This window comes from Roseofilum sp. (assembly GCF_982964205.1).
Map to the genome: position 1 here is coordinate 1 of NZ_CEZBFX010000233.1, position 1,059 is coordinate 1,059.

1 protein-coding gene is annotated in these 1,059 nt (G+C 53.6%); it reads right to left on the reverse strand.

What is annotated here, in order from left to right:
* The coding region (psbD, locus tag AC3A14_RS24685; RefSeq protein WP_487779252.1) for a photosystem II D2 protein (photosystem q(a) protein) at positions 1–1,059 on the reverse strand (1,059 nt) is incomplete at its 5' end.

The window sequence follows — 1,059 nt, forward strand, 5'->3', positions numbered from 1 at the left end:
TTACAGAGCATTACCGCGAGGAAGAACCTCTTCAGGGAAGGTAAAGAACTCATGGGGTTGGTCTGCCGGGGACATCCATGCCCGAATTCCTTCGTTCAACAAGATATTCTTGGTGTAGAAGGTTTCAAATTCTGGGTCTTCTGCTGCTCTCAATTCCTGAGATACAAAGTCATAAGCCCGCAGGTTCAATGCTAGTCCCACAATGCCCACTGAACTCATCCACAGACCCATTACTGGTACAAACAGCATGAAGAAGTGCAACCAACGTTTGTTGGAAAAGGCAATCCCAAAGATTTGGCTCCAGAACCGGTTGGCGGTCACCATGGAGTAGGTTTCTTCTGCTTGGGTTGGTTCAAATGCCCGGAAGGTGTTGGCTTTGTCGCCATCTTGGAACAGGGTGTTTTCTACTGTGGCTCCGTGAATGGCACACAATAAGGCTCCTCCGAGAATCCCAGCTACTCCCATCATGTGGAAGGGGTTGAGCGTCCAGTTGTGGAATCCTTGTAGAAACAGGATGAACCGGAAAATCGCTGCTACTCCAAAGCTGGGGGCAAAGAACCAGCTCGATTGTCCCAAGGGATACATGAGGAATACGCTCACGAATACGGCGATGGGGCCGCTGAAGGCGATCGCGTTGTAAGGACGGATGCCGACCAAACGGGCGATTTCAAATTGCCGTAACATGAAGCCGATCAGAGAGAAGGCTCCATGGAGAGCGACGAAGGGCCAAAGACCGCCGAGCTGACACCAGCGAGCGAAGTTCCCTTGAGCTTCTGGACCCCAGAGGAACAGGAGGGAGTGTCCCATGCTGTCTGCGGGACTCGATACGGCTACGGTGAGGAAGTTGCCGCCTTCGAGGTAGGAGGAAGCGAGTCCATGGGTATACCAGGAGGTCACGAAGGTAGTTCCCGTGAGCCAACCGCCGATGGCGAGGTAGGCGCAGGGGAACAGCAGGAGTCCTGACCATCCGATGAAGACGAAGCGATCGCGCTTTAGCCAGTCGTCGATGGCATCAAACCATCCTCTTTCCCTGGGCGCGCGTCCGACTGCTATTGTCAT